This window comes from Limnohabitans sp. TEGF003, from assembly GCF_055395455.1.
In genome coordinates this window covers 1,769,850-1,796,432 of record NZ_AP029225.1, presented here as the reverse complement: position 1 = coordinate 1,796,432, position 26,583 = coordinate 1,769,850, and the positions used below count along the sequence as shown (strand labels likewise).

At 60.6% G+C, this 26,583-nt stretch carries 29 protein-coding genes; 24 read left to right on the top strand and 5 right to left on the bottom strand.

What is annotated here, in order from left to right; all coding sequences use genetic code 11:
* Window positions 1–3 precede the first annotated feature (3 nt).
* Window positions 4–930, bottom strand: a complete 927-nt coding sequence (locus ACZ5RT_RS08865; protein WP_464452217.1) for a GNAT family N-acetyltransferase — start codon at window positions 928–930, stop codon at window positions 4–6.
* Window positions 931–1,010: 80 nt separating this feature from the next.
* On the opposite strand from ACZ5RT_RS08865, the gene ACZ5RT_RS08860 reads away from it, so the two are divergent.
* The 4 genes from ACZ5RT_RS08860 to ACZ5RT_RS08845 all read left to right on the top strand — a co-directional run bounded on the left by ACZ5RT_RS08860 (window position 1,011) and on the right by ACZ5RT_RS08845 (window position 3,678).
* Window positions 1,011–1,199 (top strand): hypothetical protein, encoded by a 189-nt coding sequence (locus ACZ5RT_RS08860; protein WP_464452216.1) that lies wholly within the window; start codon window positions 1,011–1,013, stop codon window positions 1,197–1,199.
* Between the two features lie 15 nt (window positions 1,200–1,214).
* Entirely contained in the window at window positions 1,215–2,078 is an 864-nt protein-coding gene (gene motA, locus ACZ5RT_RS08855; RefSeq protein ID WP_291924145.1) for a flagellar motor stator protein MotA, read from the top strand.
* The gene (locus ACZ5RT_RS08850; protein ID WP_422169564.1) at window positions 2,078–3,097 is read left to right on the top strand and encodes a flagellar motor protein MotB; all 1,020 of its coding nucleotides are present in this window, start codon (window positions 2,078–2,080) and stop codon (window positions 3,095–3,097) included. Before motA ends, ACZ5RT_RS08850 begins: the two co-directional genes overlap by 1 nt.
* 83 nt (window positions 3,098–3,180) lie before the next feature.
* The gene (locus tag ACZ5RT_RS08845; RefSeq protein ID WP_291924142.1) at window positions 3,181–3,678 is read left to right on the top strand and encodes a hypothetical protein; all 498 of its coding nucleotides are present in this window, start codon (window positions 3,181–3,183) and stop codon (window positions 3,676–3,678) included.
* Window positions 3,679–3,733: 55 nt separating this feature from the next.
* On the opposite strand, the gene ACZ5RT_RS08840 is transcribed toward ACZ5RT_RS08845, so the two are convergent.
* Window positions 3,734–4,975, bottom strand: coding sequence for a sigma-54 interaction domain-containing protein (locus tag ACZ5RT_RS08840; RefSeq protein WP_422169565.1), 1,242 nt, complete (start codon window positions 4,973–4,975; stop codon window positions 3,734–3,736).
* Window positions 4,976–5,307: 332 nt separating this feature from the next.
* On the opposite strand from ACZ5RT_RS08840, the gene ACZ5RT_RS08835 reads away from it, so the two are divergent.
* The 5 genes from ACZ5RT_RS08835 to ACZ5RT_RS08815 are packed head-to-tail and all read left to right on the top strand — an operon-like array spanning window position 5,308 to window position 9,102.
* Window positions 5,308–5,790, top strand: coding sequence for an LPP20 family lipoprotein (locus ACZ5RT_RS08835; protein WP_291924138.1), 483 nt, complete (start codon window positions 5,308–5,310; stop codon window positions 5,788–5,790).
* A gap of 4 nt (window positions 5,791–5,794) precedes the next feature.
* Window positions 5,795–7,069 (top strand): hypothetical protein, encoded by a 1,275-nt coding sequence (locus tag ACZ5RT_RS08830; RefSeq protein ID WP_464452215.1) that lies wholly within the window; start codon window positions 5,795–5,797, stop codon window positions 7,067–7,069.
* 17 nt (window positions 7,070–7,086) lie between these two features.
* Window positions 7,087–7,680, top strand: coding sequence for a hypothetical protein (locus ACZ5RT_RS08825; RefSeq protein ID WP_464452214.1), 594 nt, complete (start codon window positions 7,087–7,089; stop codon window positions 7,678–7,680).
* 22 nt (window positions 7,681–7,702) lie between these two features.
* A complete protein-coding gene (gene fliK / locus ACZ5RT_RS08820) occupies window positions 7,703–8,824 on the top strand; it encodes a flagellar hook-length control protein FliK (protein ID WP_464452213.1) in 1,122 nt (373 codons plus the stop codon).
* Complete coding sequence (locus ACZ5RT_RS08815) at window positions 8,821–9,102, top strand: EscU/YscU/HrcU family type III secretion system export apparatus switch protein (protein WP_108426081.1); 282 nt, start codon at window positions 8,821–8,823, stop codon at window positions 9,100–9,102. The genes fliK and ACZ5RT_RS08815 overlap by 4 nt, the downstream gene beginning before the upstream one ends.
* Before the next feature lie 71 nt (window positions 9,103–9,173).
* Here the strand turns inward: ACZ5RT_RS08815 and ACZ5RT_RS08810 are convergent, their stop codons facing one another.
* The 3 genes from ACZ5RT_RS08810 to flgA form a co-directional block, all read right to left on the bottom strand.
* Window positions 9,174–9,605: a flagellar protein FlgN gene (locus ACZ5RT_RS08810; RefSeq protein WP_464452212.1), complete on the bottom strand. Its 432-nt coding sequence runs from the start codon at window positions 9,603–9,605 to the stop codon at window positions 9,174–9,176.
* Window positions 9,606–9,612: 7 nt separating this feature from the next.
* Entirely contained in the window at window positions 9,613–9,915 is a 303-nt protein-coding gene (gene flgM / locus ACZ5RT_RS08805) for a flagellar biosynthesis anti-sigma factor FlgM (RefSeq protein WP_464452211.1), read from the bottom strand.
* Window positions 9,916–10,051: 136 nt separating this feature from the next.
* Window positions 10,052–10,849, bottom strand: a complete 798-nt coding sequence (gene flgA, locus ACZ5RT_RS08800; protein WP_464452210.1) for a flagellar basal body P-ring formation chaperone FlgA — start codon at window positions 10,847–10,849, stop codon at window positions 10,052–10,054.
* Window positions 10,850–11,146: 297 nt separating this feature from the next.
* On the opposite strand from flgA, the gene flgB reads away from it, so the two are divergent.
* From flgB to ACZ5RT_RS08725, 15 genes are all read left to right on the top strand, one after another.
* Entirely contained in the window at window positions 11,147–11,536 is a 390-nt protein-coding gene (flgB, locus tag ACZ5RT_RS08795; protein ID WP_464452209.1) for a flagellar basal body rod protein FlgB, read from the top strand.
* A 2-nt stretch (window positions 11,537–11,538) separates the two neighbouring features.
* Window positions 11,539–11,964: a flagellar basal body rod protein FlgC gene (gene flgC, locus ACZ5RT_RS08790; protein WP_464452208.1), complete on the top strand. Its 426-nt coding sequence runs from the start codon at window positions 11,539–11,541 to the stop codon at window positions 11,962–11,964.
* 14 nt (window positions 11,965–11,978) lie between these two features.
* Window positions 11,979–12,671: a flagellar hook assembly protein FlgD gene (locus ACZ5RT_RS08785; RefSeq protein ID WP_464452207.1), complete on the top strand. Its 693-nt coding sequence runs from the start codon at window positions 11,979–11,981 to the stop codon at window positions 12,669–12,671.
* Between the two features lie 48 nt (window positions 12,672–12,719).
* Window positions 12,720–15,119, top strand: coding sequence for a flagellar hook-basal body complex protein (locus ACZ5RT_RS08780; RefSeq protein WP_464452206.1), 2,400 nt, complete (start codon window positions 12,720–12,722; stop codon window positions 15,117–15,119).
* A 41-nt stretch (window positions 15,120–15,160) separates the two neighbouring features.
* Window positions 15,161–15,922 carry a flagellar basal body rod protein FlgF gene (locus tag ACZ5RT_RS08775; RefSeq protein WP_422169773.1) on the top strand — a complete coding sequence of 254 codons (762 nt, stop codon included), beginning with the start codon at window positions 15,161–15,163 and terminating at the stop codon, window positions 15,920–15,922.
* 19 nt (window positions 15,923–15,941) lie between these two features.
* A complete protein-coding gene (gene flgG, locus ACZ5RT_RS08770; RefSeq protein ID WP_464452205.1) occupies window positions 15,942–16,727 on the top strand; it encodes a flagellar basal-body rod protein FlgG in 786 nt (261 codons plus the stop codon).
* 10 nt (window positions 16,728–16,737) lie between these two features.
* Window positions 16,738–17,478 carry a flagellar basal body L-ring protein FlgH gene (locus ACZ5RT_RS08765; RefSeq protein WP_464452204.1) on the top strand — a complete coding sequence of 247 codons (741 nt, stop codon included), beginning with the start codon at window positions 16,738–16,740 and terminating at the stop codon, window positions 17,476–17,478.
* Window positions 17,479–17,501: 23 nt separating this feature from the next.
* Window positions 17,502–18,626, top strand: a complete 1,125-nt coding sequence (locus ACZ5RT_RS08760; RefSeq protein WP_291924109.1) for a flagellar basal body P-ring protein FlgI — start codon at window positions 17,502–17,504, stop codon at window positions 18,624–18,626.
* A gap of 11 nt (window positions 18,627–18,637) precedes the next feature.
* Window positions 18,638–19,117 (top strand): rod-binding protein, encoded by a 480-nt coding sequence (locus tag ACZ5RT_RS08755; RefSeq protein WP_464452203.1) that lies wholly within the window; start codon window positions 18,638–18,640, stop codon window positions 19,115–19,117.
* Window positions 19,114–21,618, top strand: coding sequence for a flagellar hook-associated protein FlgK (gene flgK / locus ACZ5RT_RS08750; RefSeq protein ID WP_464452202.1), 2,505 nt, complete (start codon window positions 19,114–19,116; stop codon window positions 21,616–21,618). The genes ACZ5RT_RS08755 and flgK overlap by 4 nt, the downstream gene beginning before the upstream one ends.
* Before the next feature lie 11 nt (window positions 21,619–21,629).
* On the top strand, window positions 21,630–22,544 hold the full coding sequence (gene flgL, locus ACZ5RT_RS08745; RefSeq protein WP_464452201.1) for a flagellar hook-associated protein FlgL: 915 nt from the start codon (window positions 21,630–21,632) through the stop codon (window positions 22,542–22,544).
* An 88-nt stretch (window positions 22,545–22,632) separates the two neighbouring features.
* Window positions 22,633–24,051: a flagellar filament capping protein FliD gene (gene fliD / locus ACZ5RT_RS08740; RefSeq protein ID WP_464452200.1), complete on the top strand. Its 1,419-nt coding sequence runs from the start codon at window positions 22,633–22,635 to the stop codon at window positions 24,049–24,051.
* Window positions 24,052–24,246: 195 nt separating this feature from the next.
* Complete coding sequence (locus ACZ5RT_RS08735) at window positions 24,247–24,615, top strand: flagellar protein FlaG (protein ID WP_464452199.1); 369 nt, start codon at window positions 24,247–24,249, stop codon at window positions 24,613–24,615.
* 161 nt (window positions 24,616–24,776) lie between these two features.
* Window positions 24,777–25,616, top strand: a complete 840-nt coding sequence (locus ACZ5RT_RS08730; protein WP_464452198.1) for a flagellin N-terminal helical domain-containing protein — start codon at window positions 24,777–24,779, stop codon at window positions 25,614–25,616.
* Window positions 25,617–25,737: 121 nt separating this feature from the next.
* Window positions 25,738–26,571 carry a flagellin N-terminal helical domain-containing protein gene (locus ACZ5RT_RS08725; RefSeq protein WP_464452197.1) on the top strand — a complete coding sequence of 278 codons (834 nt, stop codon included), beginning with the start codon at window positions 25,738–25,740 and terminating at the stop codon, window positions 26,569–26,571.
* The last annotated feature ends 12 nt before the right edge of the window (window positions 26,572–26,583 follow it).

The following is a 26,583-nucleotide window of genomic DNA, read 5'->3' as shown; positions in this document are numbered from 1 at the left end:
TTCTCAAAAATAAGTCCCCGCAAGGGTCACGGCGCGGCCGCCTGTGCCCAATTTGAAGCGCGAGATGCCGGGCAAATCGTGGGTGTTGACGCCCCCCAGATCGAGCACCGCCACGCCCTGGCCTTGCAAATAAGCCATGGCCTGCCACAACAAGGCGTTGTGGGCATTGAGCTGCCGGCCTTCTTCGTCAGCCCAGCCCATATGGTAACTGGCCACCCGGCCATGGATCAAAAACAACATGCCCGCCACGGTGTTCTTGCCCAGCTCGGCATAGGCCACCACAAAGGCCTGACGGGGGTCTGCTGCAGCAGCGATGTAAGCCTGCACAAAATCGGTGGGCAGGCCATGGAACTTTTTCGCCTCCCGCTGGGCCTGCTCCTGCGCCAGCAGCCATTCGCAGCGCTTGCGGCTCGCTTGCACATGAACCCGGAGCTTGTCATTCAAGAGCACCTTGTTCAATCGGTTGCGCCATTTGCCGTCCAGCTGGGCTTTCAGGGTGGCCAGCGGCAGCGTCAAATCCAGCAGCACGGTGGCGTAACCGGTCATCACACGCGACATGCCCCGCGTCTCTGCCGGGTCCACCTGAGCCGCTGTGCGGTCGGGCGAAAACAAAGCCACTTTCAAGCGCGGCAACGGCAAAGTTTGGCGCAAGCGCTTGTAGATCTGCGCCCGTTGAGCGGGCGTGACATCTGGCAGAAAAACAGGGCCCCGCGTGCACGAAGCCAAAGAGATGTAGCCCAGCACGCGCTTGCACATGAACTGGGCAATGGCCAACAGTCGGCCCTCTTCCCAGACCATGGCCCGCTGCATGCCCACATCCAATGCCGTCAAGGCCTCGCCATAGCCCCAAGCTTGCTGCAAAGCCCCCTGCTGCGCCGAATGGAAGGCTTCCCATTCGGCCTTTGGCAAAAGCTCCCACTTCACATCCATATCGTCATAATAGGCAAAATTTTTAAATTCACTCAAGATACCCCATTTGTGTCCGATGCACACAGGTGTCTATGGAAAAAATGAGCGCGCCATCCCCCAAAGACCACACCATCCTGGGCCATGACATCCCCAAAGCCCGGCTGACGGCTTCGGGTTGGGCCTGGGGGGCGCTGTATCTGGGTTTGCCCGTCCTCTTGCTGGGCAATCTGATGGACTTCATATTTCAATGGACACTGGGTTGGTGCATCGGCGTTTGGTGCATTGTCTAGCTTTAAAGGGCCACCATGTTTTTCTTTGTCGGTTTAGCGGTTGTGTTTGGTGCGGTGTTTGGCGGGTACATCCTCGCAGGCGGCAAGATGGCCCCCATCATCAAGGCCGCACCTTTCGAATTCATCATCATCGGGGGCTCGGCCATCGGCGCTTCTTTGGTGGCCAACAGTTTTCCTGTGTTCAAGGCCGCGATGGGTGGCATCGGCCAATGCATCAAGGGCCCCAAGTGGCACCAGGCCGACTACCTGGCCCTGATGCTGCTGATTGGCAAACTGCAAACCGTGATGAAAAAAGAAGGCGTGGTGGCCCTCGAATCCCACGTGGAGAACCCCGACTCCAGCCCGATTTTTGGCGAATTCCCCAAGCTGGCCAAAGACCACTCGATCGTCCAGATGATTTGTGATCCGCTGCGCTTGATGGTGATCTCGCAGGGCAACCTCGATGCCGACGCCTTGGACGACCTGATGAAAAAAGCCATCAAGGTGCACCACCACGAAGCCTTGCTGGCACCTGCCGCCCTGGCCGGTATTGCCGGTGGTTTGCCCGCTCTGGGTATCGTGGCCTGCGTGTTGGGTGTGGTGAAAACCATGGGTGCGATCGACCAACCACCACCTGTGCTGGGTGCGCTGATCGGTGCGGCGCTGGTGGGCACGCTGATGGGCGTGTTCTTGGCTTACGGCATGTTCGAGCCCTTTGCCGGGCGCCTCACCCAAATCATCAACGAAGACGCACAAGCCTTCGACGTGATCCGCGAAATGATCGTGGCCAACCTCAAGGGCTACCCCCAGCCGCTGGTCATCGAGTCGGCACGCGCCTGCATTGCGCACCACAGCCAACCGAGCTTCTCCGAAGTCTTTGACGGCATGCGAGGCTCCTGATGGCCGAGGCAGACAAAGCAGCCCCTGCAGCGCCCGACGAGGCGGCAGCTGCGGCCGAAGCTGCAGCAGCGGCCGCTGCTGCGGAGGCGATGCGCCCCATCATTCGCAAGATCATCGTCGAAGATGGTCATGCGGGTGCGCACGGTGGTGCCTGGAAAATCGCCCTGGCCGACATGATGACGGCCATGATGGCCTTCTTCTTGCTGATGTGGCTCCTGGGCGCCAGCAACGAAGACAAACGCAAGAGTGTGGCCGACTATTTCCGGCCGGCCTCTCACAGCCAGATCGTGTTTGGCGAGTTGGCGGGCTCCAACGGTTTGTTCGGGGGCAAATCCATCATCGACACCGACGGTTTTCCTTTCACCGCCAAACAAACCGCCATGCTCGAGCGCTTGACGCCGCAGGCCCAAGGCGGCCCGGCTGAGAGTTTTGGCTCGTCCAAGGAAGAAAACAACAAGGACGGCCCCTCCGAGCAAGACCCCGGCAAAGACAGTGGTTCCGGCTCGCCGGGTCAAGGCGGCGGCACCGGCTCGCCTGGCCAGAAGCAAGACAAGGAAAACTTCGACAAGCTGGAAAAAGAGATCAAGCAAAAGCTGTCGGAAAGCAAACAGTTCGAAAAAATCAAGGACCAGGTCAGCATCACCCGCGACAAGGAAGGCTTGCGCATCGAGGTGATCGACAAGGCCGACTTCGCCATGTACGGCTCAGGCGGCTCGGAGATGGGCGCCAAAGCTGCGGCCTTGATGACCGAGGTGACCAAATCCCTCAAGCCCCTGCCCAACAAACTGGCCATTCGCGGACACACCGACAGCACCGGCTTCCCGCCTGAGAGCATGCGCAACAACTGGTCCTTGTCGACCGAGCGGGCCGATGCCACGCGCCAGTTCATGCAATCACAGGGCATCAGTGCCGACCGGTTCTCACGCATTGAGGGTGTGGCCGACACCAACCCCAAGGTGCCCGGCAACCCGGCCGACCCCAGGAACCGCCGTGTCAGCATCACCGTGCTCAACCAGTGATGGGCGCTGGACTGACGCTGCACCACTTCACCTATGATGACGGATCACCTTAGCCCGTATCACCCCCTGCAAGAGGTTCATCCATGTTGAAAAATATCGCCATCGGCATTGTCATCGGCCTTCTGGTGATGGGCGGCATCTGGGGGCTGGTGCACCTCATGGGCGACACCACCGCGCCGCCCGAGTTGACCAGCGAGAGCATGCCCGGTGGCAACAAGGGCGTGATCGATCTGATTTGCGAACTGGAGCTGGATCTGGACGGGCAACTGGCCCTCGGCATCAAGGAAAACGAGCCCTCCAGAATCACCATGGCCCAGGTGGACTTCGAGAAAAATTCGGGCTGGTACCAAGGCAAGATTGCCATCTCCGAGAGCCGTGCGGGCACACTCAGCTTGATGGGCACGCGTCTGAAAATTTATCGGCCAGCCATGTTCCAGCGCTTTGGCGTGATGATCACAGGCGAAGAGTTTGTGGTGGACCGCAAAACAGGCAGTTTTGTGCAATCCCTGAGTCTGCAAGACGGCCGCACCGTCAAGCTGATCAAGGGCACCTGCGCCAAAGTGATCAAGCCACCTTTCTGAACGCCACGCCCTGCTGCCCCAGGTGCCTGACCTGAGACCGCGCCGCCTCAGCCCTTCAAGCGACGCCGCGCAACTCGTACTTGTTGATCTTCTCGATCAGCGTGGTTCTTTGCAGTTGCAGCAACTTGGCCGTTTGTGACACATTGCCTTGGGTCCGGGCCAGCGCCTGCTCGATCAAGCTGCGCTCGACTTCGACCAAATGCTGCTTGAGCGACATGCCCTCTGGCGGCAAGGTCTGAATGCCTTGGGCCAGCAAGATGGCTTGTTCCACCTCGTTGATTTCGTCGTTGGAGGCCGACAGGGGCGCAGGATTGAAGACCTTGGCAGGCAGCCCCACAGAAGAGCCAGAGCCCGCCAACAAATGGGCCATTGGATCGTTCTCGTCCTCAAAAGGCGAGCTGGCTTGCGCCTGCGGTGCCGCAGGCACCACCTGGGACACACCTGTCGATGCGCTGAGCGAAGGCGGGAAGGCGTTGGCGGCCGTCAGGCCGTTCTGAGCCAGCCACTCGGCCTGCAGAGCCGCCAGGCCCAGCGGCATCATGCAAGCGGGCACGGTCTGAACTTGCAACAACTGCGCTGGGTACAAAGTGGAGAAACGGTCCACCAGGTTGGACAACTCGCGCACATTGCCAGGCCAGGCATAGGCCTGCAGCAGCTGCATCATCTCGGGTGAAAAGCGCACCGCCTTGGCGTTGGGCAAAGCGTGCTTGTCGGCATAAAAATTCAACAAGGCGGCCACGTCGGCGGGGCGCTCGCGCAGCGGTGTGGTGACGACCGGCAACACATTGATGCGGTAGTACAAGTCTTCCCTGAAGCGCCCGGCCTCGACCTCGGCTTCCAGCTTTTTGTGGGTGGCGGCTACCACGCGCACATCGATCGGCACCTCTTTGGATGCGCCCACGGGCAGGATGCAGCGCTCTTGCAAGACGCGCAGCAACTTGACCTGCATGTCCATGGGCAGATCGCCGATTTCGTCCAGAAACAGCGTGCCGCCATGGGCCAACTCGAAGCGCCCCAGGCGGTCCGAAACCGCTCCGGTGAAACTGCCTTTGCGGTGACCGAACAACTCGCTTTCGATCAATTCGCGGGGAATCGCACCGCAGTTGATCGGCACAAAAGGCCCGGCAGCACGTGGCCCTTGCATGTGCAAGGCTTGCGCCACCAGCTCCTTGCCGGTGCCGCTTTCCCCGGTGATCAGCGCCGTCGAGGACGAGGCCGACAGCGTTTTGATCAACTCACGCAGGAACAAAGTGGCCTGGCTGTCACCGATGATGAGGGGTTTGGAGTGGGGTTTCATCCGCAAATGACCAGGTGATGGTGGGTGATGTTGGCGGGCTTGAAACCCGCTGTGAGTGCGAGCACCAACCCTGTCAATTCGTTTTTAATGTCAATGTTGAGTTTATAAATCACTTATGACACTTTTGGCAAGAAAAAATGATAACTTTAGAGAACAAACAGACAAATTTAACAATATCGTCTGATTTTTGACACGTCCTAGCCGTGCCCACCGGCCCGTGCAACAGGCGTTCTGCGCTCAAGACTTCCCGGGTGCTGCCGATACTCCAGTCAAGACAAATCAGCCGGGCCAACCACTTCGGGACGCGCCGGGCTTGCCTCTGGAGTTTTAAGATGACCTTCAACCGACCCTTGGCGTTCGCGCTGCTCACTCTGGTGGCTTTGACCGGCTGTGAAACGGTCCCACTGCACGCCCAGACACCGGGGGCTGCCGCGCCCGCTTCCATGATCACGCCCATGGTTGAAAAGCGCGAAACCCTGGTCGCCACAGGCTATGCGGTGATCAGCGTGCAGAACCACAAGAACCCCGCCCAACAACGCCTGTTGGCCATTCGTGCGTCCAAGCTGGACGCCTACCGCTCACTCACCGAGCAGGTCTATGGCCAGCAACTCGATGCGACCACCACCGTGGCCGACATGACCGTCATGAGCGACACGTTCCGCGCCAAGGTCGAAGGCGTGATCTACGGTGCGGTGCTGGTCAGCATCGCGCCCGTGGGCGAAGACACCTATGAAACCACCCTGTCGCTCGACCAGCATGTGGTGCGTGATCTGCGCACCTTGTACCTGAGCCAATTGGCCGCACGCCGCCGCTGACACCATGCTCACCTCACCGGCCCTCTCAAAGTCCATGCGCGCGTCCATGCAGCACATCGTCCGCCCTGCGGCCAAAGTCATGCGCCTGGGCCAAGGGCTGGCCGCGGGGCTTTTGTGCGCTGCAGCGCTCGGGGCGCAAGCGCAAAGCGCTGCAACCAACCCCTCCGAGGCGCGCCAGCTGGACAAGCCCCAGGTCCCCATGGCCAGCCGGACTGCCCGCTCGCCCTCAGCCAAGCAGCACGAAGCCCAGCTCGAAGCGATCCGCCAGGCGATTTTGCAAGCCACCATCGATCGCCCCACGCGCGTGCTCAGCACAGCCTGGATCGACGACAAAGGCGCACTCCACGAAAGCGCCCACTTCCAATCGGAGGCCCAGGTGCGGGGTGTGCGCGTGCTGTCCTATCTGCAAGACGAGCAGGATGCCGCCCCACAGGTCAGCGCCGAAGTGCTGCCTTGGGGCTGGCGTGAAGCCCGGACCCAGGCCACCGAATGCAAGGCCCCGCCACGCCCTTGGCGCTTGCCCTTGGTGCTCCAAACCCGGGTGGAACAGGGCTTTGCGGGCGCACAACAATTCGCCAGCCAATCCTTGATGCACATCGCCAGCCAATCGTGGACGCGACAGATGCAGGCCTCGCAGCGCTGGCGTGCCCAGCACAAGGCCACGCCACCCGAGAACGCCTACATGCGGGCCCTGACGGGCCCCAGTGAAAGCCCGACCGGCTGGACCGCCGAGCTGGTGCTCAAGCCCCATGCGGCTGCGGCAGGCTTGAGCATGCGCCAGGCATGGCACGCCCTGAACCAGGACGAGCACGACTGGCGCTGGACCCTGAGCTTCACCTTGGGTGAACGCCACACCAGCCAGGGGCCGATCGAGCCGCGATGGCAGATCGAACAAGTCATCACGATCGACCCCCAGGCCGCCGGCCAAAACCCCAGCGCCTGGCTCCACCGCCTCAAAGAACAAGTGCAGCAGCAGATGCAAGTCTGGGTCAAACAACTGGACAAGCGCTCCGAATGCGAACCGGTGCAATTCCATGTGCGCCGCAGCGGCCAGGAAGGGCTGCTACTGCAAGCCGGCTTTGAAAGCGGGCTTCGGGCGGGCGACCGTGTTCTGCTGGTGAACCCCAGCCACATCCCCAGCCAGATGCTGGAGCCCGGTGCCACCCAGCACCTCGCGCTGGCCCAAGTGGTCAAAGTCGGCGCCGAGCGCACCGAGCTGCAGCAGCTGGCCGGCCCGGCTTTGTCCGCACAAGGGCACTGGATGGCCCTGCCGCTTTAAACTGGCCCTGCCTGACCTTGAACCTTCGATCTGACGCGATGCGCCACCACCCCATGCCAGCACTGACCATGACCGCCCTGCCCGACACCCCCGCCAAACGGCACCAGGCCGCCCTGCAGTTGGCGACCTGGCTGCTGTGCGGCGCTGTCGCCGCCTTCGGCGCCTCTGCGGTCCAAGCCGCCGAAACCTCGGCGGCTGCGGCCTCGGCCCTCAAGGTTTTGACCACACCGCTGAGCGACGCTGCAAGCCCAGCCAGCCCATCGGGACAGGCCACCCCGGCCCACGACGGCACAAGCGCTGGGGCCAGCATCACGGTGCAAAAAGGCGAGAGCATCGACGCCGTCATCCGGCGCGGCTTGCCGGGGCTGATCCTGAACGACGAGTTCATGCGCCAAGCACTGGCCAAAGCCAACCCGCGGATTTTCCCGAGGGGCCGCACCTACCCCGTGCGGCCTGGGACGGTGCTGATGCTGCCCTCGCCTGAGGCCCTGCGCCAGCAAATCCTGTTGCAGTACCCGCAAACGGCGGCCCTGTTTCAGACATCGACCGAGCCTGCCGAGCCCGCACCAACCTCCGGCCCCGACAAGCGCCGCTGGGTGCGCTTTCCTTGACCGCCAGCAGGCTGGGGTTCGCATGATCACGGGGGCTGAAACCGCCCACCTCAGCCCCAAAACGCCCACCATTTACTTGGAGGGCAAACTGCCGCTGGTCATCGAAAAAACCGCTGCCGAGCTGGGTTTGCGGGATGGCCAAGTGGTGCAAGGCACCCTCGAATCCAAAATCGGCGCGCTGCGCCTGATGCTGCAAGGCCCGCAACCCGGGCAAGCCGGGGCCGCCATTGACCTGCCCAAAGACCTGCCGGCCGGACTGCGGCTGGCGGCGGGTGACACCGCCTTGTTCAGGGTGCAGGTGCTGGCCAATGGCAGCATCTTGCTGCGCCCCCTGCAAGCAGCGCCAGCGCAAGCTGCGGCTGCGCCCTCTCCTGCCGCCCAAGCCAGCCTGCCTGGCCGAACGGAGCAGCTGGGCTTCAGACCCCCTGACATGCAAGCCTTGGCGCAATTGCTGCGCCCGGGCGTGCTCGACAGTCTGCTGCAAGGCCTGAGCGCCTCGGCACCCGAGCTGGGCGCTTTGCAGCAATGGCTCAAATTGCGCCCCAGCATGGCCCAACTCACCCCCGAAAAGCTCCAGCAAGCGATGCACCGCAGCGGCTTCATGACGGAAAACCTGCTCACGCAGGGCTTGGGCGGCGGGCTGATGGACTTGAAAAGCGTGTTGCGCCAGCTGCTGCGCAGCGGTGCCACTGACAAGGACAGCTTGTTGAGCGACAGCCTCGACGACATCGAGTCGCGTCAATTGCTCGCCAGTGAGAGCCTGAACGGGCGCGAATGGGTGTTCTCGATGATGCTGCCTTTTGCCGACGCCGATCCCGTGGCTCTGCGGCTGGTGCGCGGCAGGCGTCAGCCCGGACAGGACAAACCGCCTTTGGTCATCCACCTGCACACCCGCAACCGCGATCTGGGCGAAGTCTGGCTTCAAACCCGCATCAGCGAGCAAACCGAGGTGGACATGGTCATGTGGGCCGAACGCGAAGACGTGGCACAAAAGGCCCAGGCCATGGCGGCGAACCTGGAGCAAGAACTCGACAGCGCGGGGCTGCACATGACACGGCTGCAGATCATCCACGGCCAGGGCCCGCAAGCGCCCATGCCCTATGCCCCGCCGGACACGGGCAGCCTGCTGGACGTGCAAACATGAAAGCCCCACTCAAGGAAGCCCTCGCGCTGGAATACGGGGCCCGCAAAACCCCGGTCATCAGCGCCAAGGGGCAAGACGATCTGGCCCAAAAGATCATCGAAGAGGCTTTGAAACACGGGGTTTATGTGGCCCAAGACCCGCAATTGCTGGCTTTGCTCAGCCGGGTGGACCTGGACGCCGAAATACCGCCCGAGATGTACACGGCGGTGGCGGTCATTTTGTCGTGGGTGTATTGGCTCAAGGGCATGCGCCCTGGCGATGAGAAAAAGCCCCGGTGAATGGGCTGGACGCACAAATGGGCGAGCTGCCCGCCCTGAAATACAGCTGGCAAGCCAGCCCGCTTGGGCCTTTAAGCCAGCTGAACGCCCCAAGCACCCGGACGGCGGGCGATTTGACCCATGCGGTCGTACAAATCGACGGTGGGGGCTGCTGATTCGCCCTGCAAGGCCTGCAAAGTGCCTTTGACCGCCTGCAGCTGGCGCTGCAAAAGCTGAATATTGCGCAGATGGTCTTGCTTGCTCTGCTGCAAACTGGCCTGAATCTCTTGCCACAGGGCTGGCACCGGATCCTGAGTGGACGCCCAAGCGGCCACATTCGCCAGGCGCTGCAACAACAGGGTTTTGTCTTCCTGAATGCCCTCAAAAGCGGACAGATCCCGAATTTTCAGGGCTTCAAACTCCAGAGCCAAAATCTCCGCCAGACGCGCCGCGTCCTGCGGCGCAGCCAACAAGGCTGCCTGCATGGCGTCGTGCGGATCATCCGATCGGGTCATCTCGGTCATGGGGCCATCAGCCTTTGATCATTTTTTCGATCGCGATGAAGTTCTCGGCGATCCGACGTGAATCCAGCGGGTACTGCCCTTGCTGGATGGCGGTCTTGATGGCGTCCACCTTGGCGCGGTCAAATTCGGGCTCTTGCATGGCTTGTTGGGCGACTTTGCTCAGTCGCAGTTCGTCCGTGGCAGGGGCAGCCAATCGCCCGACTTCCTCGGAAGCTGGCGTAAAAGCCCTCGGCTCACCCTTGGCAACCGACTGGCGGTTGGCAGATTCTATTTGGGCCTTGCGGCCGAAATGAGAGATGGGATCGGTCATGGTGTTTCTCTTTTCTGGTCTCTGGACATGGAGCTGAGACCCTGCTCGAATACTGAATCGGCATGAGATTCTAGAACTTGAGCCGGAAAATTAGATTTTTCGAATTTCACCCTACAAAACCTCGGGTCAACAGGTTTCACAAGCCCACCACCTGGTTGGGACCTTGCACACGACCGCTCAGTTCACGGCCGGAATCGCGATTCTTGAGCTTGATCTGCTCACCAAAACGCCCATCCTGCAAAGCCTCCACCCGGGCGGAGATTTGAAAACCCTGGGGCTGCCCCACCGACATCAGGACCATCTGGCCCCTTTTGACCAGGACCGTTGGCCGAATGTCGTGACTGCGCAAGGGCATTCCCGGCCTCACATCCCGCACCACTTCGGCGTGCAGCACTTCGGAGGGTTGCTCCAGCACATTCACTGGCATCACTGAAGCATCGACCTGAGCACGCCGAACATGAGTCTCGTTGAGCATCATGCCGCGCTGCAGGGGCATGCTGGCCACCAAAACCCAGCGCTTGGCAGGCTCGGTGGGGGTTTCTGGCTTGGCTTGCGCCTGAAATTCGGGCGCTTTGCCCACCACGCTGACACGAACAAACTGCTGCCAAACCGGCCGCTCACAGCGCACACGAACCGTCTCGGCGCTGGCAAATGGCAAATCCATGTTCAGGGGCTTGTCACAGGCACGCACTTTGACGCGGGCATCCATCGGGGCCAATGACACCTGATCGGCAGACACTTTTCGCGACTGGGCCACCCAGTTTTTCACCGACGACTGCAAGACCTCCTGGGGCGAAGCCGAAGGGCCGGCAGGCTTGCCCGGGTTGGCTGCGAAAGATGGCGCACTGAAGAGCCACACCACCAAACCCAGCAAAAGACCCCGGGCGATCAGCAGATCCAGCAGGCGGCACAGCATTTGCAAAGCGTGTTTCATATCGGTGTAGAAGTTTTGACAGTGGGGTGAGTTGCATGAAACCAAGCAAAAACAGGACCAACCTGGGCCATCGGTCAAAACCAGCCCACCGGCAAACCCTTGCCGCCCCAGACCAAACTTTGCCGCCCCCCTTGGATAAAGGCCGTGCTTTGCCTTGAGCAGCCCCCCCAAAAGGTGACAGAAAAACTTGGCACAAGTTTTGCAGCACTCGACACGAACCCGCTCAACTTGAGCGGACAACGTCAAAAGACCGACGGACCGAGATCATCGCCACCCTTTCGTAGCACAGGAGTCGAAATGAATTTGTTGAACCAAGCACTGGGCGTGCATGAACAGGCTTTGCAAGTCAAAAGCCGTCGCCTCGAAGTGTTGGCGCAAAACATTGCCAACGCCGACACCCCGAACTACAAGGCCCGCGACATCGATTTCAAGGCCGTGATGAGTGCGGCCCAACAACGCGACACGGCCATGGTGGCCACCAATGCCGGGCACTTTGGTGCCGGCGAAGACATGGGCCACGATGGCATGCGCTACCGCACCCCTTTCAACACCTCGTTCGACGGCAACACGGTCGAAATGAGCGTCGAACAGGCCCAGTACGGCAAAGCTGCTGCCGAGTACCAGGCCACCCTGCAATTTTTGGAAAACCGGGTCAGCAGCGTGCGCAAAGCCCTGCGAGGAGATTGAGCATGAGCATGGACAACATTTTTGGCATCGCCGGCACCGCGCTGAACGCGCAGCTGACCCGCATGAACGCCACCGCCTCCAACCTGGCCAACGCGGGCACTGTGGCCAGCGCCGAAAAAGACGCCTTTCGCGCCAAGCGCCCCGTCTTCAAGGCATTGGTTGACGAACAAATGACCAACGCCGGTGCCGCCTATGTGGGCGGCGTGAAGATCGACCGCATGGCCGATGACACCGCCCCGCCTCGGCGCGTGTCTGACCCCAAAAACCCTTTGGCCGACAAAGACGGTTATGTCTACCAGTCCAACGTGAGCGAAGTCACCGAAATGGTGGAAATGATGGCCGCTGCCCGCTCTTACCAAAACAACGTGGAAGTGATCAACACGGCGCGTCAACTGATGATGCGCACGCTGGACATCACCAAAGCCTGATCCGAAAGCACCCCATGGCCACCGATACCGTCAGCTCCTCCAGCCTGCTCAAGAACGTCACGCGCTACGAAGACGTGAAAGACCAGAAAAAATCCAAAACCAGCGAAGACATGGGCAAACAGGACTTCCTGACCCTGTTCACCGCTCAGCTGCAAAACCAGAACCCGCTCGAGCCCGTCAAGAACGAGGCCTTCGTTGCACAACTGGCGCAGTTTTCCCAGCTCGAAGCCCTGACCAATATGCAAGGCTCACTGGACAGTTTCGTGACCTCCATGTCGGGTGAGCGCATGCTCAACAGCGCCTCGCTCATCGGCAAAAAAGTGGCCGTCAGCGACGCCGCGACTTTGCTGACGTCGGGCAACTCTCTGGACGCCAACATCGACCTGCCCATGGGGGCCAGCGGCGTGCAGATCAACGTGCACGACAGCCAAGGCCGTCTGGTGCAAGAGCTGATCGCCGGCCCTCAATTGCCGGGCACCACCCCCGTGACCTGGAACGGCAAAGACGCCGCCGACAACCCCGTGCCGACCGGCTTGTACCGCCTGAGTGCCGTGGCCGTGGTCAATGGCCAGACCACCCCCGTCTCGGTGAGCACCCTGTCGACCGTTCGCGCCATCTCGACCAATCCCGGCGACGGCAGCGTCAGTGTCGAAGTCGATGGCGGCAAGACCTTGCTGCTCAGCGACGTCAAGCGCGTTGGCCTGTAAACCACCCGAACACACCCCCACACACACGAATTTCAGGAGCCTTTCAGCATGTCGTTCTACACCTCGCTCACCGGACTGAACTCTGCCACCGCGCAGCTGGCCGTCACCTCCAACAACATCGCCAACGTGGGCACCTCGGGCTTCAAGCGCTCGCGGGCTGACTTTGGCGACATTTTCTCGACCTCGCCCCTGCAAAAGTCATCCAGCAACATCGGTCAGGGCGTCTCGCTCAAGCAAGTGAGCCAGGAATTCAGCCAGGGCAACATCTCCACTTCGGGCAACTCGCTGGACCTGGCCATCACGGGTGACGGTTTCTTCCCGCTCAAAACGCCCGACGGCCTGCAGGACATCTACACCCGCAACGGCTCCTTCACCCTGAACGACCAGAACAACGTGGTCAACTCCACAGGCCAACGCCTGCTGGCCGCCTCGGTGGACTCGTCCGGCAAGGCCGACCTTGAACGTCTGGCCCCCCTGGTGATCCCTCCTAAAACCTCGGGCGAAGCCCGTGAAACCACCAAGATCCAGCTGGGCCTGAACCTGCCGGCCGACTCTCCCGTGATCCTGGCCGACTTTGACCGCAGCAACCCTGCCACTTACAACAAAAGCACCGCCTTGACCGTGTACGACAGCGGCGGTAACGGTTACCTGGCCACGGTTTATTACACCAAGACGCAAAACGCCAGCCCTGGCAGCCCCTTCTCGAAGTGGCAAACCGAGTTCTTTGTGGGTGACACCCAGGTCAAGCCCGCGCTGCAACAGGCCTCCAATGCCGTGGGCTCGGAGCTGTTCGTGAACAAGTACGGCGACATCCGCCCCAAATCAGATCCTTCGGTCACCCCGCCCAGCGGCACAGTGGCCATGTACACGCTGGACCAGCTGACCGACGTGCGCAACTCGACGCCCGCACCTGCGGTCGGTGACGCCATCAACAGCACTTATTTCGACATCGCCTCAGGTTTTTACAAAACCAGCCCCACAGCCACATCGACCGACTTCAAGGTCGGCAACAGCATGGCATTCAAGTTGTCGGTAGACGACTCACCTGTGACCGCCATCAGCTACACCCTGACCGAGGCCGACCAGGACCCGACAACACTGGCGCGCAACCTGCAAATCAAGATCAACAACGTCATGGGCAAGCTGCCCGATACCCCGGACGACACCAACACGGCCGAAGTTGACCCCAAAGTCAATGCGCGTTTCGGCATCACCGTGGACTTCAATCCCGACTCTGGCCGCTTCACCTTCAACTCGGGCACCACGGGCGACGCCTCCAACATCCGCCTGGAAACCACCAGCTCCGTGGCCACCGCCACCGCGTCCGAGCGACTGTCCAACAACTTGTTGGGGGTCACCCCCGACGCCTCGGGCCTCGGCGTCTTGCAAACCCCCAGTTCGCTGGAGACTGCGCAGCGCGGTAAACCCAGCTACCCGGCTACCCTGGCGGGCGAGACCTTGACCATCAACACCTCTGGCAACGTCGCGGTGGTGGAAGCCAACAACGATTTCACTGTATCGGTGGACGGCATCACCGCCAAAATCAATGTGGACACCGGCAACTATTCCATGGACACTTTGGCCGCCAAGCTGAAGGAAAAAATCAACTCCATCGTGGACCCGGTGAGCAAGCGCGAAGTGGCGGGTGTGGACGTCAAATGGGACGCCAAAGCCAAGCAACTGGTGTTCACCACCGGCACCACGGGCGATGCCGCCTCCATTCAGGTGACCGGTCACCCCGACTGGGGCCTGGCCAACACCGAAATGCGTTTTGGCCAGACCACCCAGTGGATCAAATTGGCCCAATACGCCGACAACGGTGCCCTGCAATACGTGCGCAACGGCAAGCAAACCGAAGACATCTCGGACCTGAACACCAAAAACGACTGGTGGCCCGTGTTCCTGGACCGCGGCGAGCTCACCTTTGACCTGACCGGCAAGCCGATCTCCCCCATCAAACCCATGGGCTTTGAGACCGCGTTCTTGCAAGGCGGCAAGGGTGCGCTGACCATGTCGATCGACTTCACACAGTCCACCCAATACTCCAGCTCGTTTGCGGTGCTGTCGCAAGCGCAAGACGGTGCCCCCGAGGGTGAGCTCATGGGTCTGGACATCGGCGTGGACGGTCTGGTCAACGCCACTTATTCCAACGGTTCGCAGAACTCGCTGGGCAAGATCGTGCTGGCCAACTTCTCCAGCCCTTCGGGTCTGCGCCAGGTGGGTGACGCCAGTTACCTGGCCTCGGCCACCTCGGGCATTGCCAAGGTCGGTGAAGCCGGTTCGGCCGGTTTCGGCTCGATCCGTGCCGGTGCTACCGAACGTGCCAACGTGGACTTGACACAAGAGCTGGTGGACCTGATCACCGCCCAGCGGAACTTCCAGGCCAACGCCAAAGCGATCGAGACCAGCAGCACCATGACCAGCGCCATCATCAACATCCGTTCTTGATGCCCTGAACCCCGCACGTCTGAACCTCTGAGAAAACCACCATGGACCGCCTTGTCTTCACATCCAACGCCACCATCAAGGAGCAGGCCACAGCCCGCCAGGTGCTGGTCAATGAACTGGCCAACGTGTCCACAGTGGGCTTCAAAAGCAGCTACGACGTGGCCTTGCAGTCGGTCAAAGTGGAAGGCCCGGGTTTTGACTCGCGCTTCCAGGCCCAGGCCGTGGCACGCGATTTGATCCGCCTCGAACCCGGTGCCATCATGGCCACCGGCCGCCCGATGGACATTGCCTTGGCCGACAAAGCCGTGCTGGCAGTTCAAGCCTCCAACGGCGACCTGGCCTTCACGCGCCGGGGCGATCTGAAAGTCAACGCCCAGGGCCAGCTGGAAAACGGTTCCGGCCATCTGGTGCTCGGTGAGGGCGGCCCCATCGCTGTGCCCCCGGGCATGATGGTGTCCATCAACCCCGATGGCTCCGTTTACGCCAAAGACCCGACACAAGCCGGTGCGGCACCTTCGGTCTTCATCGACCAGTTGCGCCTGCGCGATGCCAGCGACGTGAAGCTGGGACGCCGCCAAGACGGTTTGTTCAAACTGGACGGCCAAGCCGACGGCGCCGACATCCCCGCCGGCAACACCCCGCCCCGCGTGATTCCCCAAGCCCTGGAAGGCAGCAACGTCAGCGCCATCGAGGCCATGACCCGGCTGATCGACCAATCGCGCAGCTTCGAAACCCAAATTCGCATCATCAAGGAAACCAAAACGCTCGACGAGTCGGGTGCTTCCATGATGAAAACCGCCTAACCACTGACAGGAGCCCCCCATGGATGCATCAATGTGGATTGCCAAAACCGGCCTGGACGCGCAACAAACGCGCATGTCGGTCATCTCCAACAACCTGGCCAACGTCAACACCACCGGTTTCAAACGCGACCGGGCCTCGTTCGAAGACATGCTCTACCAAAACCTGCGTCAACCCGGGGCTCAGGTCGGCGCCGATGCGCAGGCCCCCACGGGCCTGATGCTGGGCACCGGTGTGCGCATTGTGTCGACCGAGAAAACCCACAGCCAAGGCAGCTTGGTCACCACCAAAAACGCACTGGATCTGGCCGTTCAAGGTGAAGGTTTTTTCCAGATTGCCCAGTCCGATGGCACCACGGCCTACACCCGTGACGGTGGCTTCAAACTCTCGGCCACCGGCCAATTGGTCACGGCCAACGGCGCACCCCTGCAGCCCGCCATCACCATTCCCCCGAACGTGGCCAGCATCACCGTGGGCCAGGACGGCACGGTGTCGGTCGAGGCGGCAGCCGGCGGTGGCAGCCAGGTGATCGGCCAAATCCAGATCGCCCGCTTTGCCAACCCGGCCGGCCTGCAGTCAATTGGCCAAAACCTGATGAAAGAAACCACTGCCAGCGGTGCCCCCCAAGTGGGCCAGCCCGGCGTGGCCGGTGCCGGTCAACTCATGCAAGGGGCCCTGGAGGCCTCCAACGTGAACGTGGTGGAAGAAATGGTCAACATGATCGAGACCCAACGCGCCTACGAAATCAATTCCAAAGCCATCTCTGCCGTGGACGGCATGTTGCGCTTCCTGAACAACAACATGTAAGCCGCACACCATGAAGAAAACACTGTCACTTTCTTGCGCCTTTGGCATCATCCTGGTGCTCGGCTTGAGCGGCTGCGCTTCGCCCAATGCGCCCATGGCCCATTCCCCCCAATTCGCCCCGGTGCTGCCGGTCGCTGTCGAAAAACCCAAAATGGCCACAGGCGCCATTTACAACGGCCGTCAAAGCGACAACTGGTTTGGCCGGGTTCGCGCCTACAACGTGGGCGATGTCATCACCGTGCTGCTCAATGAATCGACCCAGGCTGGCCGTACCCAGAGCGGCAGCGTCAAACGTGCCGCCAAGAACGACATCATCCCCTCGGTGGCCAGTGCCCCCGATGGGTTGAATGCACGCGTCCAAGGCATGCGCCTGCCGACCAAGGTTCTGGGTACACGGCTGCAGGGCATCATGGGTGGCGTGGACTTGAGCCGCGCCAACATCGAAAGCGTAGGTGGTGGTGAAGCCGACCAGCAAGCCAGCCTGATCGGCGACGTGTCGGTGACCGTGGTCGAAGTATTGGCCAACGGCAACCTGATGGTGCGTGGCGAAAAACAACTGGCCCTGACCGAAGGCGCGGAGATCATCCAGGTCAGCGGCATCATCCGCCCCGAAGACATCTCGCCCAACAACACCGTGCAGTCGCGCCGCCTGGCCAATGCCCAGATCGCCTACCGAGGCACGGGTGACATGGCCAACGCCGCCAAAGCCGGATGGGGCACCAACGCCCTGATGAAGTTCTGGCCTTTCTAAACCACAGGCACGCGGGAAAACCCATGAAATCCACCCTCTTCGCCCTCATCTTATGGCTCGGTCTCTCCGGCTCGGCCTGGGCAGACCGCGTCAAGGATCTGGCCTCGGTCGCAGCCGGTCGGACCAACCAGCTCATTGGCTACGGCCTGGTGGTCGGCTTGCAAGGCACAGGCGACGGTGCCGATGTCTCCTTCACCGCCCAAAGCATGAAGGCCATGTTGGCCCGCTTGGGCGTGGGCATCGATGGCCCGCTGTCTGACTTTGAACAAAACGCCACCAGCGGCAAGATCGACATCAAAAACGTGGCCGCCGTGATGGTCACAGCCGAGCTGCCCGGCTTTGCCAAGCCGGGTCAAAAAATCGACGTGAACGTGTCCGCCATCGGCAAAGCCACCAGCCTGCGCGGCGGCAACCTGCTGCTCACCAGCCTGCGCGGTGTTGACGGCGAGATCTACAGCCTGGCCCAAGGCGCCTTGACAGCCACTGGCGTGGAAACCAGCGCAGCCGGCTCCAAGGTCAGCATTGGCGTGCCCACCTCTGCCCGCATACCCGGGGGTGCCACGGTCGAGCGCATCGTCGACACCCCGTTTGACAGAGCCGACCATGTGGTCATGAACGTGCGCGAATCAGACTTCACCACCACCACCGCCATCGTCAACGCCATCAACAAAAACTTCGGTCAAGGCACCGCGCAGGCACTGGACGGCATGTCCTTCGCCATCAAGGCCCCCAGCGACATGTCGCAGCGCGTGGCCTTCATGAGCATGGTGGAGAACCTCGACGTGGTGCCTGGCGAACCGCCTGCCCGCGTGGTTGTCAATTCGCGCACCGGCACCGTGGTCATCAGCCGCAATGTGCGTGTCACAGCCGCTGCTGTGGCGCATGGCACGATCTCGGTGGCGATTGCTGCCACCAACGAAATCTCTCAGCCCAATGCCCTCTCGCGCGGCCAAACCGCCGCGGTACAAAACGCCGACATCGCCGTGTCCGAGCCCAAAAACCCGATGTTCCTGTTCCAGCCGGGTGTGGACTTGCGCCAAGTGGTCGATGCGGTGAACCAGGTGGGTGCTACGCCCTCGGCACTGATCGCCATCCTCGAAGCCCTCAAAAGTTCGGGCAGCTTGCGTGCCGAACTGATCGTGATCTAAAGAGCCTCCCCATGAGCGACTTGTCCACCAACACCTCTTCCAGCACCTACCTGGACTTCAACGCCCTCACGCGTTTGAAGGGTGAGGCGGCGCAAGACCCGTCCAAAGCCATCCGCCAGACCTCTGAGCAGTTCGAAGCCTATTTCATCCAGCAGATGATGAAAACCATGCGCGAATCGATCGAAAAAAGCGATCTGGTCGACGGCGGCAACATGGACATGTACCAGGACCTGATGGACAAGGAAGTCTCGCTGCAGATGGTCAAGCGCGGCGGCATGGGCCTGGCCGACATGATGGAGCGCCAGATGACGCAAGCCCAGGGCCTGAGCACACAGGATGCCCTGCAACTGCGCCCAACCGAAGCCCGGGCCATGCCGCTGAATCCACCGCGTGAAGCCATGTCCCTCAAACCGGAAGCCATCAAGGCCTACGAACTCGAACGCGCAACGGGCTACAAACTCGACCGCGTCACCCCGGAGGCTAAGCCATGAGTGACTTGCTCAGCATTGGCAGCTCGGGCGTCAACGCGTACCAACGTGCGCTGGCCACCGTCTCCAACAACATCGCCAACGTCAACACCGACGGTTACACCCGCCAGGATGTTTCCCTGGCGTCCAACCAGCCACGCCAGATGGGCGGCAGCTACCTGGGCACCGGAGCCCGCTTTGATGCGGTGCAACGCCAGTACGACGCGTTTGTCGAGTCCAACTTGCGCAACAGCAACAGCGACCTGCAAAGCCAAAAGCCCATGCTGTCGTATGTGAACCGCCTGATCGACGTGATGGGCGATGAAAGCATCGGCCTGACCACGGCGATGAACCGCTTCTTCGAGTCCGCCCGCGACCTCTCGAGCGACCCGGCTTCGGTGGTCTCGCGCAGCATTTTCCTGCGTGATGCCGACGGCCTGGCCGCACGCTTTCGGCAACTGGCCGGACAATTCGAGATCATGGGCAACGAAACCCGGCAATCGGTGGAAACCGATGTCGGGCAAGTCAACGCCCTGACCAGCCAACTGGCCCTGATGAACAAACAGCTGGCCAAGCACCCCACCGCCGACAAGCAACCCTCGGAGCTGCTGGACCAGCGCGACCTGCTGCTGCGCGAGTTGTCTGGCCTGGTGGCCACCAAAACCCGCTTCGAGCCCAACGGCGCGGTCACCGTCAGCGTGGGCGACACGCTGGACCAGGGCATCCTGGTCAGCAAGACCACGGCCCGCGCCATCAGCGTGAGCGAGTCCACCATCGAACCGGGCAAACTGGAATTCATCCTCGACGCCTACGGTTCGCCCGAAACCCTGCCCGGCATCACCAGCGGCAAGATCGGTGGCGTCATGAGCTTTCGCGAGCAAGTGCTCAGCCCAGCCGCCTACAGCCTCAATGACCTGGCCAGCACCTTGGTGGACGAAATCAACGCGGTGCACCGCGATGGCCTGGATGCCGAAGGTCAATTGGGGGGTGACTTGTTTGGCTTCTCGCCCAGCCCCAACGGCAAAGCGGCCGGCATGAACTTGCTGGTTCAGGATGCCAACCGCATCGCAGCAGCGGGCCAGTTCCGCGTCATCGATGACCCGCTCAACAGCGGCAGCGCTCAAGCCCGCATCGCCTACAACGCCCCCGACTTTCTGGGCCCCAACCAGCTGCGTGGCGACTTGGCTCTGGCCCAAGCCCCCCGAATCGCCAGCATCCCGGTCAACATCGAGTCCAGCCAGGGCTACGCCAGCCTGGGCCTGATCCCGCTGGGCACCCAAAACCTGTCGCTCACCCTGCAAGCGCCCGCCCCAGGCCAAACGCTGCAAGTGCTCACCCGCGATGGCCGGCACCTGCTGGGCAGCGCCCTGAGCGAAACCCAGCAAACCCAGCTGGTGAAGGCCGCCAATGGCATGGAAAACGGTGCCACTTACAGCGCCCAGACGCTCAATGCCCAAGTGCCCGCGACGTATCTGGGCATGGATTTGTTTCTCGGAGCCAAGGCCGACATCGGACTGGAGCAACAATTTGACTCCACCACGGGCGAAGCCCTGCCGTCCCTCAAAACCGCGGCCCGATTGACCGGTCAGACCTTTGTCGAATCTGCCGGCAGCCTGGCCGCTGGCACCCTGACCCTCAACGGCAAAGACCTGCCCGCGCTGGCAGGCCCCCTGACGCTGAGCAAAGTGGTGGACTGGCTCAACACAGCCACTGCCTCCGACCCCGCCAGCAGCCGCATCACGGCCTCGGTGCAAGACGGCAAACTGGTGCTCAGTCGCCCTGCCGCCAACACCAGCGACGACATTCGCCTGGGCATGGGCACGGGCACCCCGGCCGATCTGCGGCGCCTGGGCTTTGACACGCAATTGAGCATTGAGGGGGGCACACCCGACGATTTGCTGCTGTTTGTGACCGACACCAGCCTGGTGCCAGGCGATGCCCCCAGCAGCGTCCAGATCACGGCCCAGTTCGAAGGCATTCAGGGCGACATGAAACAAACCTTGCGGGCCTCCACTTTGCAAGTCGAGTTCACCAGCGACAGCGATTACAAAATCATCGACAGCCGCACCCAAACCGTGCTGGCCGAGCGCAGCCTCATCCCTGACCCGCTGTCGGCCACCCCCAGCCTGAGCTACCGGGGCCTGAAGCTGGAATTTTCCACTGCCCCCAAATCGGGCGACCAATTCACCATCGACGGCAACCGCGACGGCATTGGCAACAACGAAACCATGCTGCGCCTGGTGGCACTCGAAGACGAGCGCCTGATGCCCGGCGGCTTGACCATCACCGAGGCCTACATCGAACGTGTAAACCAGGTGGGCAACGTCGCACGGCAAGCCGCTATTGCCGATCAGGCCCTGCAAGTGGTCTACCAGCAGGCCCAAGAGGCCCGCGACAGCATCTCGGGCGTGAGCCTGGACGAAGAGGCCTCGGCCTTGGTGCGTTTTCAGCAGGCCTACCAGGCCAACGCCAAAGTCATGCAAACCGCCATGGCCTTGTTCGACACCATCTTGCAAGTGCGCTGAACGGAGCCCTCATGAAAATCTCCACCTCATTCCTGTTTGACCGCGCCACCGAGCGCATGAGCACCATCCAGAACAAACTGGCCACCACCCAAGCGCAAATGGCCGTGGGCAAGCAAATCCTCTCGCCCAGTGCCGCGCCCGACCAGGCCGCCGCCATCCAGCGACTCAAGGGCGAGGTGCAGCGCCAGGACAGCCACACGCGGACCCTGGAGGTGGCCATGCGCCGCTACACGGCCGAAGAAACGGCCCTCTCCTCGTCCAACGACATCCTGATCCGGATGAAAGAGCTGGGCTTGCAAGCAGCCAACGACACCCTGGCCCCTGACGACCGCAAAGCCATCGGCATGGAAATGAAAGCCCTGCGCGACCAACTGCTGAGCTTGGGCAACACGCGCGATGACAGCGGCAACTATCTGTTTTCGGGCACCCGGGTGAACACGCCCGCATTTGCCGAAGACGCCAGCGGCAAAGTCATCTACCAGGGCGACCAAACCCAGACCCGCATTCCGGCGGGTGTGGAACGCACCGTGCAATTCACCCGCGCAGGCACCGACGTGTTCAGCCGCGTGGTGCGAGACGACGGACAGGCCGTGGTGTTTTTTGACGCCCTGGACCAAATGATCGAAGGCGTGAACAACAGCCAAACGGTCAAAATCCACCAAGGCGTGGCCGACCTCACCCAGATGCACAACAACCTCACGCTGGCCCAAGCCCAAAACGGCTCGGACCAGTCGGTTCTCCAATCGCAGCTCGACGTGCTGGACGAAACCACCCTGCGCATCAAATCGACGCTCTCCGAGATCGAAGACCTGGACTATGCCGAGGCCGTGACCCGCATGAACAAGGAAATGATGGCCCTGGAAGCCGCCATGGGCAGCTTCTCCAAAATCTCAGGCATGTCACTTTTTGATTACATCCGGGGTTGAAGTCCACACCGTGGCTCAAGTTTCCAGCCGCCGTGCCGAATCCAAGAACTGACCTTCAACGTCCACACCCCACCAGCGAACCGACCCCATGGCCACCAGCAGCATTGTCAACACCCTCGGCGCCGGCTCCGGCATCGACGTCAAAGCGCTGGCCCAAAGTCTGGTGGACGCCGAAAAAACCCCCAAAAAAGAGCGCATTGACGCCAAGATCGCCAAGTCCGAAGCCAAGATCACCGGCTACGGTGCCATCAAATACGCCCTGTCGACCCTCAAAACCGCCTTCGGCAAACTCAACGACGCCAGCGACTTCAGCTCGATCCAGCCCAGCAACACCCAGCCCAGCGCTTTTGGCGTCACCGCCAGTACCACCGCCGAGGCAGGCAGCTACAGCATCGAAGTGCTGCAAACCGCGCTGGCCCAGCGCACGGCCAGCAGCAACTTTGCTGCGCGTGACACGGTCCTCAATGGCGGTGCTGCATTCAAGCTCAACCTGACCGTGGGCGGTGCGGCCAAAGGCGACATCAACGTCACCAACGCCACCCCGGCCGGCATGGTCAGCGCTATCAATGGGGCCAAACTGGGTGTGACCGCCCAGCTCATCAACACCGGCAGCGGCTACAACGTGGTCATTACCGGGGAAACCGGTGCTGCGAAAAACTTCAGCCTGACCAGTGATGACGGCACCGCCACCGGCACCGCCCCCAAAGTGCCAGTGCCGGGCGTGAGCTTTGCAACCAACCTGCAAACCGCCACCGACGCCCGCTTCAAGGTCAACGGCCTCGAAGTCACCCGCAGCAGCAACACCGTCAGCGACGTCATCGATGGCGTGACCCTTGACCTGTACACCAACACCACAGGGGCCGCCCGCCTGGACCTGAACCGCGACACCGCGGGCATCAAAGAGAACGTCAAGGGGCTGGTCACGGCGTACAACGAGTTTGAGGAAACCCTGAAAATTCTGGGTGACAGCAAAAGCGAGGTCGAAGAATTCGGCGGCGTGCTGGCAGGCGAGAGCCTGCTGCAATCGGTGCGCAACCAAGTGCGGGGCTTCATCACCAACACCTCCAGCACGCCAGGCACCACCATCCAAGCCGCTCGCGACGTGGGCCTGAGCATCGACCGTTTTGGCAAACTCACTCTCGACGAAGCCAAGCTCGACACCGCACTGCAAAACAACTTTGCCGAGGTGTCCACCATGTTCAGCGCGGACACCAACAACCAAAGCATCTACAGCACCGCCCCTGCAGGCTTGGCCGGCGGGGCCATCAACAGCATTGAAAAAATGCTGCTATCGACTGGACTGGTCGAAACCCAAAGCAAAAACGCCACCACGCAGATTGCCAAATACAAAGAAGAGTTGACCGTGCTGGAAGAGCGCATGGAAAAACTCATGACCCGCTACATGAACCAGTTCAGCGTCATGGAAAGCATCGTGGGCAACAGCAACAGCCTGCGTACCAGCCTGAAAGGCACCTTTGAAGGCATGATGAAGGCCTACACCGGCTAAGCGCTGGCCTGACCAGCCCCATTCTTCGGGGCCAAATTCCAGAAACCGGCCATTTTTTGCCGCTTTTTGCAAAAAACCGCTCAAGTTCTGTCCAGAGCGGCCGAATCCTAGTCACGACATCCCCAATTGGTGAACCGCTCAGGCGGTTGACCATGCGCCAGTTCTGCCAGCGGGGACTAGACCAAGGACAAAGCCATGAGCAATGACATTCAAACCAACGCAGCACGCGTGCCGGCCACACCCGTGGCCACTCCCGCTGCGCACACGGCTGAAGTACAGGCCCGATCACAGCCTCCTGTGGAGATCAAACCCGTAGTCGACACCAAACCTGACCCTAGGGAGGCGCGGCGCACCTTGGAGGAAGCCACCGAGCACCTGAACAAGCAAATGACTCAGAACAAACGCGATCTGAGCTTCAGCGTGGACGATGTGGCCAACAAGATAGTGGTCACAGTAAAAAACCGCGAAGGCGAAGTAGTGCGCCAGATCCCCAGCGAAACCGCCCTGCGCGTTGCCCACAACCTGGACGACATGAAAGGCCTGCTGCAAGACCAAAAGTCTTGAAGTTTGCAAAAAAATCAACAAAGCCCTAAAGCTTTCTGACCAGCTACCGATTCATCAAGTAACAGAGATTCAAATCAGATTTTCTGTGAAAACCAGGCAGGTCCTACTCCCTTCGGGTTCCTGCCAACCTTTTGAAATAAATCTCTTCAAGGAGTAAGACCATGTCAGTTATCAACACCAACGTGAAATCTATCGTGGCCCAAAACGCTATGACTGCCAACAACCGTTCTATGAACAAGGCAATGGAGCAGTTGTCCACAGGAACTCGCATCAACAGTGCATCCGACGACGCCGCCGGCTTGGCTATCGCCAACAAAATGACGTCACAAATTCGTGGCCTGAATCAGGCTGTGCGTAACGCCAACGATGGTATCTCCATGATTCAGACTGCAGAAGGCGCGACCAAGGAAATCACGAACATGCTGCAGCGTATGCGTGAACTGGCTGTTCAAGCTGCCAACGATACCAACACCACTGATGACCGCACTGCATTGAAGGCCGAAGTGACACAGTTGAGCGAGGAAATCACTCGAATTGCTACCAACACTACATGGAACGGAATGAAACTGTTGGATGGCACCAAATTTGCCACAGCCTCAGCAGCAGCCAATTTCATGGTCGGGGCGAACAGCGGCGATTCGGCTATCACTGTCACGTTCAAGAATCTGCAGGTTGGCAGTGCTGGCTTGGCAATCGGCACACTTGCACTCTCTGCGGCTGCTGGTGCAAAGACTGCTATCGGCACGATTGATACAGCCTTGAAAGCTGTTGACACATTCCGTGCTGACTTGGGTGCGAAAATCAACCGTTTGACTTATGCTGGCGACAACCTGGCCAATGTTTCTCAGAATACCTCTGAGTCTCGCAGCCGAATCAAAGACACCGACTACGCCACTGCGACCACTGAACTGGCTCGCACACAGATCATCTCGCAAGCGGCAACGGCCATGTTGGCACAAGCCAACCAAGCACCGCAGTCTGTCCTATCACTCTTGCGCTAATGGGTAGTTCCCTCCAAGACAAAAAGCCCTGAATGGGGCTTTTTGTCCTAACCCCCCAGTCAGGCTGTCTATAGCGAGTCTTCGCTTTAAAAATGGGCTGATTTGCATCAGGAGCACTCCCGTGGGCACCATCGTCAACACCAATGTCAACTCCATCGCTACTCAGCATGCACTGGTTCAAAGCCAACGCACACTGGACAAAGCGATGGAACAACTTTCTACGGGTCAGCGCATCAATTCGGCTGCAGACGATGCCACTGGCTTGGCCATTGGTAACAAACTGGGTACGCAAATTCTGAGCCTGAACCAAGCCGTGCGAAACGCCAACGATGGCATTTCAATGCTGCAGACGGCCGATGGTGCTTCTGGCCAGATGGTAACCATGCTGCAACGTATGCGTGAGCTGGCCATTCAGTCCGCCAACGACACAAATGATCAAGATGCTAGGGATGCAATGCAGCAAGAATTTGCTGGTCTGCAAACCGAAATTAACAACAGCATCACCAATACCTCTTGGAACGGTATGCAGTTGCTCGACTTAGGAGCTGGCAGCGCCAAAAACATATATTTTCATGTCGGCCCTGGTAGCGAAGACAACATAGCTCTTCCGTTAGCATCGTTCGACAGTGGTGACGTAAAAACAGCACTCACCACCGCCAGTATCAACACCCGGCCCCATGCCATAACCAGTCTAAATTTAATAGATCAAGCTATCACGCAAATCGACACTGAACGAGGCAAATGGGGTGCAATGATGAACCGCCTGACCTATGCCGCCGACAATGCCTCAAATGTCTCGCTCAACACCAATGCTTCGCGCAGTCGCATCATGGATGCAGATTACGCCCTCGCCACAGCAGAACTGGCGCGGGCCATGATTTTGAACAATGCTGGATCCGCAATGTTGTCGCAGGCTAACCAGCAACCGATATATGTACTTGCATTATTGAGCTAATTTTGCTGATTC

What these genes read in the sequence shown, in the direction of transcription:
- ACZ5RT_RS08850 (WP_422169564.1), top strand. Translation starts at nt 2,078, where the DNA reads ATGGCCGAGGCAGACAAAGCAGCCCCTGCAGCGCCCGACGAGGCGGCA.
- ACZ5RT_RS08755 (WP_464452203.1), top strand. Translation starts at nt 18,638, where the DNA reads ATGAGCGACTTGTCCACCAACACCTCTTCCAGCACCTACCTGGACTTC.
- ACZ5RT_RS08760 (WP_291924109.1), top strand. Translation starts at nt 17,502, where the DNA reads ATGAAATCCACCCTCTTCGCCCTCATCTTATGGCTCGGTCTCTCCGGC.
- ACZ5RT_RS08735 (WP_464452199.1), top strand. Translation starts at nt 24,247, where the DNA reads ATGAGCAATGACATTCAAACCAACGCAGCACGCGTGCCGGCCACACCC.
- ACZ5RT_RS08785 (WP_464452207.1), top strand. Translation starts at nt 11,979, where the DNA reads ATGGCCACCGATACCGTCAGCTCCTCCAGCCTGCTCAAGAACGTCACG.
- fliK (WP_464452213.1), top strand. Translation starts at nt 7,703, where the DNA reads ATGATCACGGGGGCTGAAACCGCCCACCTCAGCCCCAAAACGCCCACC.
- flgL (WP_464452201.1), top strand. Translation starts at nt 21,630, where the DNA reads ATGAAAATCTCCACCTCATTCCTGTTTGACCGCGCCACCGAGCGCATG.
- flgB (WP_464452209.1), top strand. Translation starts at nt 11,147, where the DNA reads ATGAATTTGTTGAACCAAGCACTGGGCGTGCATGAACAGGCTTTGCAA.
- ACZ5RT_RS08810 (WP_464452212.1), bottom strand. Translation starts at nt 9,605, where the DNA reads ATGACCGAGATGACCCGATCGGATGATCCGCACGACGCCATGCAGGCA.
- ACZ5RT_RS08845 (WP_291924142.1), top strand. Translation starts at nt 3,181, where the DNA reads ATGTTGAAAAATATCGCCATCGGCATTGTCATCGGCCTTCTGGTGATG.
- flgM (WP_464452211.1), bottom strand. Translation starts at nt 9,915, where the DNA reads ATGACCGATCCCATCTCTCATTTCGGCCGCAAGGCCCAAATAGAATCT.
- motA (WP_291924145.1), top strand. Translation starts at nt 1,215, where the DNA reads ATGTTTTTCTTTGTCGGTTTAGCGGTTGTGTTTGGTGCGGTGTTTGGC.
- ACZ5RT_RS08730 (WP_464452198.1), top strand. Translation starts at nt 24,777, where the DNA reads ATGTCAGTTATCAACACCAACGTGAAATCTATCGTGGCCCAAAACGCT.
- flgK (WP_464452202.1), top strand. Translation starts at nt 19,114, where the DNA reads ATGAGTGACTTGCTCAGCATTGGCAGCTCGGGCGTCAACGCGTACCAA.
- ACZ5RT_RS08815 (WP_108426081.1), top strand. Translation starts at nt 8,821, where the DNA reads ATGAAAGCCCCACTCAAGGAAGCCCTCGCGCTGGAATACGGGGCCCGC.
- ACZ5RT_RS08840 (WP_422169565.1), bottom strand. Translation starts at nt 4,975, where the DNA reads ATGAAACCCCACTCCAAACCCCTCATCATCGGTGACAGCCAGGCCACT.
- flgC (WP_464452208.1), top strand. Translation starts at nt 11,539, where the DNA reads ATGAGCATGGACAACATTTTTGGCATCGCCGGCACCGCGCTGAACGCG.
- flgG (WP_464452205.1), top strand. Translation starts at nt 15,942, where the DNA reads ATGGATGCATCAATGTGGATTGCCAAAACCGGCCTGGACGCGCAACAA.
- ACZ5RT_RS08860 (WP_464452216.1), top strand. Translation starts at nt 1,011, where the DNA reads ATGAGCGCGCCATCCCCCAAAGACCACACCATCCTGGGCCATGACATC.
- ACZ5RT_RS08775 (WP_422169773.1), top strand. Translation starts at nt 15,161, where the DNA reads ATGGACCGCCTTGTCTTCACATCCAACGCCACCATCAAGGAGCAGGCC.
- ACZ5RT_RS08765 (WP_464452204.1), top strand. Translation starts at nt 16,738, where the DNA reads ATGAAGAAAACACTGTCACTTTCTTGCGCCTTTGGCATCATCCTGGTG.
- ACZ5RT_RS08835 (WP_291924138.1), top strand. Translation starts at nt 5,308, where the DNA reads ATGACCTTCAACCGACCCTTGGCGTTCGCGCTGCTCACTCTGGTGGCT.
- ACZ5RT_RS08780 (WP_464452206.1), top strand. Translation starts at nt 12,720, where the DNA reads ATGTCGTTCTACACCTCGCTCACCGGACTGAACTCTGCCACCGCGCAG.
- ACZ5RT_RS08865 (WP_464452217.1), bottom strand. Translation starts at nt 930, where the DNA reads ATGGATGTGAAGTGGGAGCTTTTGCCAAAGGCCGAATGGGAAGCCTTC.
- flgA (WP_464452210.1), bottom strand. Translation starts at nt 10,849, where the DNA reads ATGAAACACGCTTTGCAAATGCTGTGCCGCCTGCTGGATCTGCTGATC.
- fliD (WP_464452200.1), top strand. Translation starts at nt 22,633, where the DNA reads ATGGCCACCAGCAGCATTGTCAACACCCTCGGCGCCGGCTCCGGCATC.
- ACZ5RT_RS08830 (WP_464452215.1), top strand. Translation starts at nt 5,795, where the DNA reads ATGCTCACCTCACCGGCCCTCTCAAAGTCCATGCGCGCGTCCATGCAG.